Annotated in this window: 10 protein-coding genes and 1 pseudogene; 8 read left to right on the top strand and 3 right to left on the bottom strand. The window is 64.7% G+C overall.

Features of this window, described 5'->3' with window-relative positions:
• Nucleotides 1–129: 129 nt before the first annotated feature.
• The 3 genes from AX729_RS02415 to ugpB all read right to left on the bottom strand — a co-directional run bounded on the left by AX729_RS02415 (nt 130) and on the right by ugpB (nt 4,594).
• Nucleotides 130–1,752 (bottom strand): ABC transporter substrate-binding protein, encoded by a 1,623-nt coding sequence (locus AX729_RS02415; protein ID WP_061020311.1) that lies wholly within the window; start codon nt 1,750–1,752, stop codon nt 130–132.
• Between the two features lie 328 nt (nt 1,753–2,080).
• A complete protein-coding gene (locus AX729_RS02410) occupies nt 2,081–3,040 on the bottom strand; it encodes an aminoglycoside phosphotransferase family protein (protein ID WP_061020310.1) in 960 nt (319 codons plus the stop codon).
• A 231-nt stretch (nt 3,041–3,271) separates the two neighbouring features.
• The gene (ugpB, locus tag AX729_RS02405; RefSeq protein WP_061020313.1) at nt 3,272–4,594 is read right to left on the bottom strand and encodes a sn-glycerol-3-phosphate ABC transporter substrate-binding protein UgpB; all 1,323 of its coding nucleotides are present in this window, start codon (nt 4,592–4,594) and stop codon (nt 3,272–3,274) included.
• Nucleotides 4,595–4,884: 290 nt separating this feature from the next.
• Between ugpB and AX729_RS02400 the strand changes: the two genes are divergently transcribed.
• The 8 genes and pseudogenes from AX729_RS02400 to AX729_RS02365 form a co-directional block, all read left to right on the top strand.
• On the top strand, nt 4,885–5,880 hold the full coding sequence (locus tag AX729_RS02400) for a TRAP transporter substrate-binding protein (RefSeq protein ID WP_061020309.1): 996 nt from the start codon (nt 4,885–4,887) through the stop codon (nt 5,878–5,880).
• A gap of 54 nt (nt 5,881–5,934) precedes the next feature.
• Nucleotides 5,935–7,965, top strand: coding sequence for a sensor histidine kinase (locus AX729_RS02395; protein WP_061020308.1), 2,031 nt, complete (start codon nt 5,935–5,937; stop codon nt 7,963–7,965).
• Nucleotides 7,935–9,680: an ATP-binding response regulator gene (locus AX729_RS02390; RefSeq protein WP_061020307.1), complete on the top strand. Its 1,746-nt coding sequence runs from the start codon at nt 7,935–7,937 to the stop codon at nt 9,678–9,680. Before AX729_RS02395 ends, AX729_RS02390 begins: the two co-directional genes overlap by 31 nt.
• A 10-nt stretch (nt 9,681–9,690) precedes the next feature.
• Nucleotides 9,691–10,428 (top strand): response regulator, encoded by a 738-nt coding sequence (locus AX729_RS02385; RefSeq protein ID WP_061020306.1) that lies wholly within the window; start codon nt 9,691–9,693, stop codon nt 10,426–10,428.
• A gap of 436 nt (nt 10,429–10,864) precedes the next feature.
• A complete protein-coding gene (locus AX729_RS02380) occupies nt 10,865–11,476 on the top strand; it encodes a sigma-70 family RNA polymerase sigma factor (protein ID WP_061020305.1) in 612 nt (203 codons plus the stop codon).
• Nucleotides 11,477–11,856: 380 nt separating this feature from the next.
• On the top strand, nt 11,857–12,555 hold the full coding sequence (locus AX729_RS02375; RefSeq protein ID WP_061020304.1) for a cytochrome c biogenesis CcdA family protein: 699 nt from the start codon (nt 11,857–11,859) through the stop codon (nt 12,553–12,555).
• Nucleotides 12,556–12,587: 32 nt separating this feature from the next.
• Nucleotides 12,588–13,151, top strand: a complete 564-nt coding sequence (locus AX729_RS02370) for a thioredoxin family protein (protein WP_061020312.1) — start codon at nt 12,588–12,590, stop codon at nt 13,149–13,151.
• 99 nt (nt 13,152–13,250) lie between these two features.
• A pseudogene (locus AX729_RS02365) lies at nt 13,251–13,461 on the top strand (hypothetical protein); the annotation flags it as partial.

Genomic DNA, 13,461 nt, shown 5'->3' with positions numbered 1-13,461 from the left:
CCTCACCCGTCTCGCCGCTACGCGGCGAGCCACCCTCTCCCACAAGGGGAGAGGGAATGAGAGAGTTGCGCTCACCTTACTCGGCAAGACATCCGTCGTCGCGGCCTCGTCGCGCACGATCGGCATTTCTCACCCCTTCGCCATCGCGCGATAATCGAGCCGCCGATGGAACCAGTATTGGTAGCCGCTGATATTCTTCTGCATCGCGACGTTGACGAAGGGCTGGTACAGCGGGATGCGCGGCACGTCGGCGTAGGCGAGATCGACGAAGCCCTTCACGTCCTTGTCGTAAGTCGCCGTGTCGCCGGTTGAAGCGGCGGTGCGCGCACCGTCGATCAGCTTGTCCATCTCCGCCGACTTGTAGCTCATGGTGTTGAAGACGGAATTGTTGCCGTGATAGCACCAGTAGAAGAAGTACTCGGGGTAATCGAGCCAGCCCGAGAACACGTTGGTGAAGAGCGGCATCTCCTTCTTGTTCAATTCAGTGCGCCAGTTGGCGCCGGGCACCTTGTTGATGGTGGTCTTGATGCCGAGCTGGGCGAGCGATTCCTGCACGAGGACGCAGAGCGGCTCGTTGACACCGGCAAAATTGAGGTCGAACGAGATCGTGGTCTCGAACCCGTTGGCGTAGCCGGCCTCCGCCAGCAGCGCCTTCGCCTTCTCCATGTCGGTGTTGTATTTGTGCGGCTGCGGCCAGGCGACTTCGGTGGCCTTGTCCTTGGGCGCTCCGAACATGGGATTGCCCAGGCCGAACAGCACGGCATCCATGATCTTCTGGTACGGCATCGCATAGGCCATCGCCTGCCGGACCTTGGGATTGTCGAACGGCGGCTTGGTCACGTTCATGCCGATATACTGGATGCCGTTCGAGAACGGCAGCGACACCACGTTGAGCTTGCCGCTCGCCTTCATCTCCTGGAAATCCTTGAACGGCAGCTCATAGGAGATGTCGGCGTCGCCGCGCTCGAGCAGCGCGCGGCGGTTGCCGGCCTGCGGCACCATGCGCCAGATCACGCGCTTGATCTTGGGCAAGGGACCGCCGACCCAATCGTCGTTGCGCTCCATGACCACTTCGGTGCCGGCGGTCCATTTCGTCACCTTGTAGGCACCGGAGCCGGCGGTCTGCTGCTTCGTGAACTCGAGACCCCAGGGGTCCTTCTCGCTGGCGTTCTTCTTCACCAGCTCCGAGTTGACGATGCAGGGCACGATGACCGCGAGATCGGGAATCGTGAGCCTGTCCTTCTTCAGGAAGTCGACGCGCACCGTGTGATCGTCGATCACGACGAACTGCTCCGGCTTGGTCAGCGAACCCGCGCTCATCTGGAAGGTCGGGAAGCCGCCGACGCTGACGGCGCGGTCGAGCGACCACTTCACGTCCTTGGCCGTGACCGGCGTGCCGTCGTGGAACTTGGCTTTCTTCTTCAGCTTGAAGGTGACCGACATGTCGTCGATCTTGAAGTCTTCGGCCAGCTCGCCCTTGAACTTGTCGCGGTCGTAATAGGGCACCCCGCCGGGGCCGCTCTTCATCTCGTGGCTGATCAGGCGGTCGTAGCAATTCCAGGACACCTCGTAGCCCGGCACGTTGGTGCCGATGCCATGGATGTCGAGATTGTTGGGGCCGCCCTCCGAGACGATCAGCAGGGTCTCCGAGCGGGCATCGGCCTTGGCGGAGGAGATCACGGACGGCATGGCCGGAAGCGCCGCGCCAGCGGCCAATCCGGAAACGGACTTGAGGAAATCGCGGCGCTTCATGAAATCGCTCCAACACAAAGGTTTTGGTTGGAACCGGATTCGCAAGGTTCGTGCCAGAGCTTAACGAGGCGTTACGACCGGCTTAAGTCGCTGACAAAGAATAACTTATTCATTTCTGGCCAAAACTTTGGCAAGCGATCCTTCGCCGCTATTGCATACAAAGAAAGGCATTTGCACATAAATTAGACTGCTTTATGGGTCAGCTCATTCCGAAGGCGGCAATGAAATGCTCCCTGAAGGCGGAGCTGTCGCGGCACCGTCCGGCTTTCGTTCCGAGGCGATAGGTGCGCTCTGCGCGACCGGATGATCGGAGGTGGAGCGCGAGCGCTCACCCAGGCCAGATCAAATCCTGAAGCTCGACCAGATCCGTCGCCCTCTCCTGCCAGCCCTCGAGGCAGATGTGGCTGTTGAGGTCGCTGGCGCGGTGCAGCAGCATCAAGGCCATCAGCCGGCGCTTGAGCGCGAAATCCAGCGTCGTATAGCCAAAGCCTTCGAGCAGGCTGCGCACCCTGCCCGGCCGGCCCGCCGCCATGAAGGCGCTGGGGCCGAGCAGGTCGTAGTCGCGCCATCCCGCCAGCACGTCGCCGAAATCGAACAGGCCTTTGAGCGACCATTCGCCGTCATCGCAGGCGAGCAGGAAGTTCTCCGGAATGTATTCGCCGGTCAGGATCACCGGCGGCGCATCCATCGGAATCAGCTTTTCCGCATCGCGCAGGAGATCATCGAGGCCGGCCAGGAATTTCGGCGCCAGGCCGAGACGTTCGTGCCTGGCACGGCACCCCCGCATCTGGGCGCGCATGAATTCGTCCCAGCGCGGCTCGATCCGCGCGAGTTCTCCAAGAGGGGCGCGCTGCACGGAAGCGATCGTCTCGCCGATCTGGCGCAGCACGCGCTCCTTCTGGTCTTCCGGCAGATGCGGCCAGACCTCCGAGCCGAGCGTGCCTGATAGCCGCGTGATGATCAGGTAGGGCCAGCCGTCGCGCTCACCCTCCGCAACGATCTCGGGAATCGGCAGATGCAAACGGCCGGCGAGCTGCGTCAGCGAGCCGCGCTCGGAGACGAATTGGGCGCGGAGCAGCGGCGGGAAGATCTTCAGGATCAGCCTGTCGCCGAGACCGACCACCAGATTGGTGCCGGTCGCAAACAGATGCGGCGTGCTGACATCGAGACCGTGGCCGCGCGCAACGTCGAGCGCGATCGGAAGCCATCGCGAAGACGCGGAGCGGAAGGCGCGAAAGCTGTCCGCGTCGGCGAGGTGAGGCAGCTGTTGCGATGATGTGGTTGTCATTGGCGCATGCGTATCGAAAGCGGGGTTAGCTTTGGTTCACCCTGTGCAAGCTGAGGAGACGGTGCACCTCTCCCGCTTGCGGGAGAGGTCGACGCGAAGCGTCGGGTGAGGGCTTTCTCCTCTGGGGGATTGTCCCATTGCGGAAACAACCCTCTCCCCAGCCCTCCCCCGCAAGCGGGGAGGGAGCGCATCTCGCTCGCGGTGGGCAGCGAGACCTGACCGCAAACGCCCCTACCGCTCGGGACTTGCGCGCTCGAACTGGCGCAGCAGCTTGTTGCCGCGCTCGACGGCGGAATCCAGCGCGGCCTGCGCGCTCTTCTGGCCGGCGAAGGCCTGCTCCAACTCATCCTCGATCGCGCCGCGGATCAGCACGAATGAGCCGAGCCGGATGCCCTTGGAGCTCTCCGTCGGCGGATTGAGCGTGACCTGCTCGAAGGAGATCGCCGAGCCCGGATTGCGCTCGTAGAAACCCTGCGACCGCGTCAACTCGAAGGCGGCGCGGGTCACGGGCAGATAGCCGGTGTTCTGGTGCCAGGCGGCCTGCACGCCGGGCTGCGACAGATAGGCGAAGAACCGCGCCACGCCCTTGTACTCCTCGCGGGGCCGGTCGCGCAGCACCCACAGCGTGGCGCCGCCGATGATCGAATTCTGCGGGGCGCCCTTCACGTCCGGCCAATATGGCATCATGCCATAGCCGATCTCGAACTTCGAATTGGCCCTGATGTCGGCGCGCGTCGCCGAGGAGCCGATGAAGATGCCGCATTCGCCCTTCTGGAAGCGCGGCTCGGCCGATTGCCCGCGGCCGCTATAGTCGAACAGCTTGGCCTTCTGCCACTCCGCAAGTTGGGCGATGTGCTTGACGAGAAGCGGATTGTTGACGGTCAATTCCGCATCCAGCCCGGCAAAGCCGTTTGCCCGCGTCGCCACGGCCGAATTGTGGAAGGCGGAAAAATTCTCGACATGGATCCAGGACGGCCAGGACGTGGTGAAGCCGCAGGCGGCGCCGCGGTCGCGCAGGCGTTTCGCGGCCGCCCCCAATTCCGGCCAGGTCTTCGGCGGCACCTCCGGATCGAGGCCCGCATCGCGGAACATGGTCTTGTTGTAGTAGAGGATCGGCGTCGAGGAATTGAACGGGAAGGACAGCAGATTGCCGGCCGCATCGGTGTAATAGCCGGAGACCGCGGGCAGGTAATCGCCCAGCGAGAACGGCTCGCCCTGGTCCCGCATCAGGCTGAACACCGGATAGATCGCGCCCTTGGCCGCAGTCATAGTTGCGGTGGCGACCTCGTTGACCTGGACGATCGCCGGCTGGCTGCGGGAGCGGAAGGCGAAAATCGCGGCCGTCACCGTCTCGGTGTAATTGCCCTTGTAGGCAGGCACGATCCGGTAGTCGGACTGCGAGGCATTGAAGTCGGAGGCGAGCTTTTCCAACTGCCGGCCGAGCTCGCCGGACATGGCGTGCCACCAGGCAATCTCGGTGGCGGCACGCGAAGGCGCGGCCAATGAGAGAGCCGCAAGGGCGGCGCCGAGCTGCAAAAGGCGCAGTGGTGACATCACGAGGGCTCCCTTGCCGCGCGCCGGGATGCGGCTGCCATGCTTAAGGCGCGGCATTGGCGGTTTCAATCGGGAATAAGCGGCGGCCGCGCCGCACAATCGGTCCGCGGAACCAGCCGGGATGGTCTTCCCCCGACCATCTGCTAGAGACCCGCTCCGATCGGAACGGGTCTCTTTCTTAATTTGACGCGTTTTCTTTACGCGAACCGGTATCCACTTCGCTTGAAAACGCTTTAGATTGCATTGAACCTTTTCCTTCCGCCATAGACTCCACCACCGAGGGGTTGAGTGTGCCAGTGCTGAACCGTGCCGAACTCTCGCGGACCGGGGTGATCTTCGTCGCGCTTCTGCTTGCCGTCTGGACGACGGGCGCCGTTGCGCGCGAGTTTCGCGCCGCCGATACCCAGGCCGAGGACTACCCGACCGTCCAGGCGCTGCGCTACATGGGCGGCCTGATCGCCGAGCGCACCGGCGGCCGGCACGAGATCAAGGTGTTCCACTCCCGTCAGCTCGGCGAGGAAAAGGAGACCATCGAGCAGACCCGGGCCGGCGCGATCGACCTCAACCGGACCAATGTGGCGCTGATCGGCAATTTCGTTCCGGCGATGAACGTGCTCGCGATGCCGTTCCTGTTCCGGTCCATCGAGCACATGCAGAAGGTGCTGGACGGACCGATCGGCAGCGAGATCCTCGGCAGCTTCGAACCCTATGGCTTCGTCGGGCTCGCCTTCTACGATTCCGGGGCGCGGTCGATCTACAACCGGGTCCGCCCGGTCCGAAGCGTGGCGGATCTCAGCGGATTGCGGATCCGGGTGCAGCAGTCGGAGTTGATGAGCCAGATGATCCGCTCGCTCGGCGCCGAACCGGTCGAGCTGCCTTACGGGCAGGTGCTGACAGGACTTGCCAACCATCTGATCGACGGCGCCGAAAACAACTGGCCATCCTTCGTGACGACGGACCATTACAAGCAGGCCGGTCACTACACGCTCACCGGGCACACGATGAGCCCGGAGGTGCTGGTGATCTCGCTCAAGGCCTGGAAAAGCCTGTCGGCGGAGGAGCAGATGATCTTCAAGGAGGCCGCGCAGCGCTCCAGCGGGTTCATGCGCGAGAAGTGGCGCGACCTCGAGGAACAGTCGCAGCGCAAGGCGCAGGAAGCAGGCGTGACCATCATCAAGGACATCGACCGCAAGCCGTTCGAGGAGGCGATGGCCGCAATCTACGCCAAGGCCGGACGCGACCCGTCCGCGGCGGCGCTGATCGAACGCATTCGCAAGGTGGAGTGAGGCCGGTTGGCTGCGCCTGGACATAGCGAACACGCGGACAGGCCGCCCGGCCCGATGGGGCAGCTGCGCGCGCGGCTTGTCGGCGTGTTGCGGGCGGTGCCGATCCGCTGGCGCATCCTGTCCATCGCCGCGCTGAACTCCGCCGTGGTCGTGGTGCTGGTGGCGATGATCTGGAACGGCGCGCAGGTGCTGGGCTCGGCCTGGGACGACGTACGCCGGGTGCGCGAGTCCGACCGGATCCTGGCGCTGCTCGAAACCGAGACCGGGCGGCTGCAGAACCTGATCCATCGCTACATCAACCAGCCGAGCCCAGACCTGTTCGCCGAGATCCTGCTGCTGCGCGAGGCGGTGCTGGGCACGCTGACGAACCGCGCCGCCAAGGACCCGATGCTGTCGGGCTCGGTCGAAGAGCTGGAGCGCACCACCGACCGCTTCCTCAACGGCTTCGGCGAGCTGCGCAGCGTGCAGGCGACGATCGCGAAAACCTATGAGGAGCAGGTGCAGGGCCCGGCCAGGGACATGGCCGGCCTCTATTCCATCATCGAAGGGGCCACAGGCCATCGCGACGCGCTGATCTGGCCCTCGCTCGGCAAGTCGCGCGAGGCCTTCACCGCGATGCTGGTGGCGGCCAATTCCTACTATCTGTCGCAGTCGGCGGGCGCGGCCGACGACGCGCGCCGCAACACCGAGACGATCGAGAAGACCATCCCGGTCATGATCGATCTCGCCGACAACGACCTCCAGAAGATGGCCCTGCGGCGGCTCGCGGCCCGTACCACGGCACTGCGGGAAGGCTTTGCAAAGCTCTCCGAGCAGCTCGCGAGCCGCACCGAGCTGCTGCGCAACACCATCGACGCCAGCCAGGCCGAGGCGATCGGCGCCATCGACGACCTCTCGGCCAAGATGCGCCAGCACGAGCAGAAGGCGCAGGAGACCTTCGACCGCACGCTGGCCGACATTTCCCGGCGCGTGCTGTCGATCGCGGTCATCTTCCTCGGCATCATCCTGACCGCCGGCGTCCTGATCGCGCTGTCGATCCGCCTGCCGCTGCAGCAGATCCTGGCGGCGATGCGCGCGATCACGCTCGGCGACCTCGACCGCGAGGTGCAGGGCACGAAAGCGCGCGACGAGGTCGGCGCCATGGCGCGCGCGGTGGAGGTGTTCCGCGAGAACGCGATCGCCAAGCGCCAGACCGAGGACGAGCTGCGCGCCTCCAAGGAGAAAGCCGAGAGCGCACTGCTCGAGCTCAACGCCGCGCAGCAGAACCTGATCGACGCCGAACGGCTGGCGGCGCTCGGCGGCCTGGTTGCAGGTGTCGCGCACGAGGTCAACAACCCGATCGGCATCAGCCTGACGGTGGCGTCGAGCTTTGCCCGGCGCAGCGAGATCTTCGAGGCCCAGCTCAAGGGCGAGGGTGGCTTGCGCCGGTCGCAGCTGGAGGAATTCGTGCAGTCCTCGCGCGACGCCTCGCAGCAGCTCGTCGCCAACCTCCAGCGCGCCGGCGAGCTGATCCAGTCGTTCAAGCAGGTCGCGGTCGACCGCTCGCACGCCGAGCGGCGGCAGTTCTCGCTCAGCGAAGCCACCGACCAGATCATCGCCAGCCTGCGGCCGGTGCTGAAGCGCTCCCCGATCACGCTTAAGGTCGACGTGCCCGAGGGGCTGCTGCTCGACGGCTATCCCGGCTCCTACGGCCAGATCCTGACCAACTTATTCCTCAATGCCGCCAACCACGCCTTCGGCGACGGGCGCGCCGGCACGATCGCGATCTCGGCGCGGGCGCGCGGGGCCGACGACATCGAGATCAGCTTCTCCGATGACGGGGCCGGCATGACCCCCGACGTGCAGCGCCAGGCCTTTGACCCTTTCTTTACCACCCGGCGCAATGAAGGCGGCACGGGACTTGGCCTGCATATCGTCTATAACCTCGTCACCCAGCAGCTCGGCGGCCGCATGATGCTGGAATCCAAGCTGGGACAAGGCACTACTTTTCGCATTATCATGCCCCGCGTCGCCAAGGGCGGCGCGCAAAGCACAGAAAGTGACGGATCTTCGCAATGGCCGAACAGGACGATGTCCTCCACCTGATCGACGACACCGGTACCGCGTCGGAGGATGCCAACGCCCGGAAATGGAAGATCGCCGTCATCGACGACGATCCGGCCGTGCATGACGGCACGCGCTTTGCTCTCTCGGATTACAGCCTGAACGGCCAGGGCCTGGAGATCCTCTCGGCCTATTCCGCGGCGGAAGGCCGCAAGCTCATGGCCGCGCACGACGACATCGCCGCCGTGCTGCTCGACGTCATCATGGAGACCGACGTCGCGGGCCTCGAGCTGGTCGAGTTCATCCGCAACGAGATCAGGAACGAGACCGTGCGCATCATCCTGCGCACCGGCCAGCCCGGCCAGGCACCCGAGCGGCGCGTGATCGTGCAGTACGACATCAACGACTACAAGGCCAAGACCGAGCTCACCGCCGACAAGCTGTTCACCTCGCTGACCGCGGCGCTGCGCTCCTATCAGCAGCTCGAGCGCATGGTGCAGACCCGGCGCGGGCTGGAGATCATCATCGACGCCGCCTCGACGCTGTACGATTTCAAGTCGATGCAGCGGCTCGCCGAGGGCGTGCTGACCCAGCTCGCCTCGCTGCTCAACGTCGATTGCGCCGGCATCCTGGTCCTGCGCGACAATGGCGGCATCGACCCCGAACTCTCCGTGCTCGCCGGCAGCGGCTGCTACAGCCGCTTCATCGGCACCACCACGTCGAAGGCGCTCGATCCCGACCTGCGCGAGATGGTCGAGGCGGCGTTCCAGCGCCGCAAGAACGAATTCGCCGACCACCGCAGCGTGATCTATTTGCGCACCGGGAGCGGCCGCGAGGTCGTGGTGCTGCTCCAGGCCGAGCGCGAGCTGTCGGAGACCGACCGCTCGCTGGTCGAGATCTTCTCCAGCCGGCTCTCGATCGCCTTCGACAACGTGATCCTCTATCAGCAGCTGCAGGACGCCAATGCGCAGCTGGAAGACCGCGTCGCCCAGCGCACCCGCGCGCTGATGCAGGCCAACCGCCGCCTCTCCGCGCAATGGCTGCGGCTGCAGCGCGCCAACGGCTTCAAGAACGAGATTCTGGGCACCGTCGCGCACGATCTCAAGAATCCGCTCGGCGTCATTCTCGGCCGCACCGAGATGCTGAAGGAGCTGATCTCGACCGGTGCCTCGGAAAGCGGCGTGGTCGCCCAGGTCGACCACATCCGCGACGCAACGAAGCGGCTGACCACGATGGTCGATCATCTGATCTCGGATGCGATGGCCGATGCCTTCGACATCACGATCCGCCGCGAGCCGGTCGACGTCGCGGGTCTGGTCAAGGAGGTCGCCGAGGCCAACCAGCCGCTCGCCGTCAACAAGCAGCAGGCGATCAGCGTCACCGCTCCGCCCAACATCGTCACGATGTGCGACACCGACCGCATCCGCGAGGCGATCGACAATCTCATCAGCAACGCCATCAAGTACTCGCCGATCGGCGGCAGGATCGACGTGGCCGTCACCCATGAGGGCAGCGACACCATCGTCCGCGTCAGCGACGAGGGCGCCGGCCTGTCGCCAGAGGATCTCGGCCGCCTGTTCGGCCGGTTCCAGCGGCTCTCGGCAAAACCGACCGCCGGCGAGAGCTCGACGGGGCTTGGGCTTTCCATCGTCAAGCGTATCATCGACATGCATGGCGGCGAGGTGACCGCCGACAGCGACGGCCCCGGCAAGGGATCGACCTTCACCATCACCCTCCCCGCGACTGAAACGCCGTGATGCAAAGCCCATGACCCAGAGCCAGCACATCATGATCGTCGACGACGAGGCCCCGGCCCGGGAGATGGTCGGCGATTACCTCAAGATGCACGGCTTCACCGTGACGCTGTGCGACGGCGGCAAGAGCTTGCGCGCCGCGATCCAGGGCAGCATGCCCGATCTGGTCGTGCTCGATCTCAACATGCCCGAGGAAGACGGGCTCTCGATCATTCGCGACCTCAAGAGCCGCATCAACGTGCCCGTCATCATGCTCACGGCGACCGCGAGCCCGATCGACCGCGTGGTCGGGCTCGAACTCGGTGCCGACGATTACGTGGCAAAGCCGTGCGAGCTGCGCGAGCTGATGGCGCGCATCCGCTCGGTGCTGCGACGGAGCATGCCAGCCAAGGCCGCGACGCCCGACGCTTCGGCGGCGAAATCCGACAAGGACCAGCTGGTGCGCTTCGGCACCAAATGGCTCGATCTCGAAGCGCAGGCGTTGCGTGACGACGAGGGCAACGAGCATCCGCTGACCGCCTCCGAGTTCGGGCTCCTGAAAGTGTTCGCGGCCAATCCGAAGCGCGTGCTCTCGCGCGAGCGCCTGTTGGAATTGGCCAATGCACGCGATGCCGAGGCCTTCGACCGCGCCGTCGATCTCCGCATCATGCGCATCCGCCGCAAGATCGAGCCCGATCCGGCAAAACCGGCCGTGATCCGCACCATCCGCGGCGGCGGGTACCTGTTCTCGCCACAGGGCGAGAAGGCGTAGCGGGCGCGGCGGCCCCTGCCGCTGTCATCCCGGGGCGCGCGCAGCGCGAGCCCGGGATCCATAACCACACGGCGTGGTGATGACGCCGGGCTGGTAGCTACCAGTCTTCGCAAAACTGCAGCCTGGGATTATGGGTCCCGGGCTCGCTTCGCGCCCCGGGACGACAGTGGTGGGTTTGGCACGACCGAACGCAAAAGCCGGAAATACGTTCCCGGCGGCTCAGGGCGACGCCAAATCGCCTTCCCCGTATTTTCCGTACATTGAAATCACACGATTTTTTGCCCCGAATGTTTCGTCGCCGTCCCTCCGACGAAACAATTTGGCGGCGCACGAAACCATTTTCCCCTTTTCGTGCAGACGTCCCGAAACGTTGGCTCATTAACACTTCGATCCAAGGAAACGCCGCTCGGTTGCGGCGCTACGGGGAGCCAAGTCCATGCCGAACGTCATCGCCATCAACGCCCAAGCCAGCCAGAGCATCGTTGCCGCTCAGGCGACCTCGGACGACATGCTCCTCGAAAGCATTGCTGACGGCAACCGGACGGCGATGCACATCCTTTATTGCCGGCATAATGTACGCGTGTACCGCTTCATCCTGCGCATCGTGCGCGACGCCACCACGGCGGAAGACCTAGTCAGCCAGGTTTTCCTGGACGTGTGGCGGACCGCCGGCCAGTTCCAGGGCCGCTCGCAGGTCTCGACCTGGCTGCTCTCGATCGCCCGCTTCAAGGCGCTGACCGCGATGCGCCAGCGCCGCTTCGAGGACATCGACCAGGAAGACGTGCGCCAGATTGCCGACGGATGCGACACGCCGGAGACCTCGCTCGACCGCAGCGACACCAGCGCCATCCTGCGCGCCTGCGTGCAGAAGCTGTCGCCGGCGCATCGGGAGATCATCAACCTCGTCTACTACCACGAGAAGTCGGTGGAGGAGGTCGGCAAGATCATCGGCATCCCCCAGAGCACGGTGAAGACGCGGATGTTCTACGCCCGCAAGCAGCTCGCCGATTTGCTTAAGGGCGCCGGCGTCGATCGTTTCGCGGCCTAAATTCAATCATTTCAACGGGATAGGACCATTTCTCAGGTCCTATCCGGGGACACGGAAGCGTTACCGCCGACGAAACAATTGAAACGAAGCACAACATCAGGCGGAAAAACTTCCCCCCTATAAAGTCCACATACGGTTTCGTTAAACCTCCCAAGACCTCCAACGACCCGGACGGGATGCCCCCCTCCGGGTCGTTTTGTGTTTGGGGGTGTTCTCGCCACACTCCCGCCGTTGCGCAAAGCACCTCCACAGCCCTCTGCAAGCGAGGGAGAGCGCACCCCCTCGGGGCCGGCACAGATTCCGTCACGAAGGTGTGACGCTCCGTAACGCCTGCACTTCCCAACCCGAACTGCCCTCGTGACCCCCTTCATGAGGGACCCATGCTCGAACTTCTCTTCGCCGTCCTTGCCGGCATCCTCACCATCGCCGCGCCCTGTACACTGCCGATGCTGCCGATCCTGCTCGGCGCCTCGATCGGGCGCGCGGGGCACTTGCGTCCTGCGATGATCGCGCTCGGCTTCGTCATGTCTTTCTCCGCGACGGCGCTGCTGCTTGGCGCGATCACGCGCCTGTTCGACTTCGATCCGAACGTGCTGCGCGAGGCCGCATCCATCCTGCTGCTCGGCTTCGGCCTCCTGATGCTGTGGCCGACACCGTTCGAATGGCTGTCGATCCGGCTCAACGGCTGGCTCGATCTCGGCAACTCAGGTGGCGCGCAGCGCGAGGGCGCACTCGGCGGGCTCGTGCTGGGCACCACGCTGGGCCTGGTGTGGACGCCCTGTGCCGGCCCGGTACTCGGCTCCATCCTGACGCTGGTGGCGACCTCGAAGAACCTTGCCTGGGCCGGCACGCTGCTGGTCGGCTACGCCATCGGCGCGGCCATGCCGATGCTGGCGATCGCCTATGGCGGACAGGCCGCGAGCACACGCGTGCGCAGCCTCGCCCGCATCTCGCCGCGGCTGCAGCAGGGCTTTGGCGTGGTCGTGATCGCCTTCGCGGTCGCCGCCTATTTCCAATACGACACGCTCATCGTGGCCTGGCTCACCCGCTTCTATCCCACTGGCCAGATCGGCCTGTGATCATCGGCTTCATTTCACCGGAGGACTCGTCCATGACTATCAAACTGCTCACCGTGGCCGCGGCGCTGATCGGCTTCACCGTCACCGGCGCCGTCATCCCCGGCATCTGCGACGAGGTTTCGCGCGCAACGCCGGTGCGTGTCGCGGCAGCGAATCAGGAGACCGCGCCCGACTTCACCGGCATCAACAACTGGTTCAACTCGAAGCCGCTGAGCATGGCCGATCTCCGCGGCAAGGTCGTGCTGGTCGACTTCTGGACCTATGGCTGCGTCAACTGCGTCAACACGCTGCCGCACGTCACCGAGCTCTACGCCAAGTACAAGGACAAGGGTCTCGTCGTGGTCGGCGTGCACACGCCGGAATTCCCGTTCGAGCGCTCCGCCTCCAACGTGCAGGCTGCGCTCAAGCGCCACGGCATCACCTATCCGGTGGCACAGGACAACGATTCCAAGACCTGGAACGCCTACCGCAATCGGTACTGGCCGGCGCAATACATTGTCGACCAGAGCGGCAAGATCGTATTCCAGCACGAAGGCGAAGGCAGTTACGACCAGATCGACCGCACCGTGGCGCGGCTGCTCAACGTGAATAGCTGACGGCGCCGAGGTTCGCGGCCGGGCTTCATCTGTCGTGCTTGTTGCTTGACTCCACGAACCCATCCGTGGAGTTTCGCGCCATCGGAATCAGCCGCCCGCATGGACGACGCGACAACCAGCACCGACATTCGCCTTCGCGAAGGCGCCTCGATCGCACAGCGGCTGGTCATGTCCGGCTTCTCGGCCGCCGTTGCGCTGTGCTTCACGCCTGGCCTGTTCACGCACGACACGCTGGAGATCATCATCTCCGTGGTCGCACTGCTCGTGGGCGCGGGGTTCGTCGTCGGCATCATGATTGCGCCGGCGGTGG

It is taken from the genome of Bradyrhizobium sp. CCH5-F6 (assembly GCF_001556045.1).
Classification (GTDB): domain Bacteria; phylum Pseudomonadota; class Alphaproteobacteria; order Rhizobiales; family Xanthobacteraceae; genus Bradyrhizobium.
The sequence above is the reverse complement of the archived record's forward strand: the minus strand, read 5'-3'. Positions and strand labels throughout refer to the sequence as shown.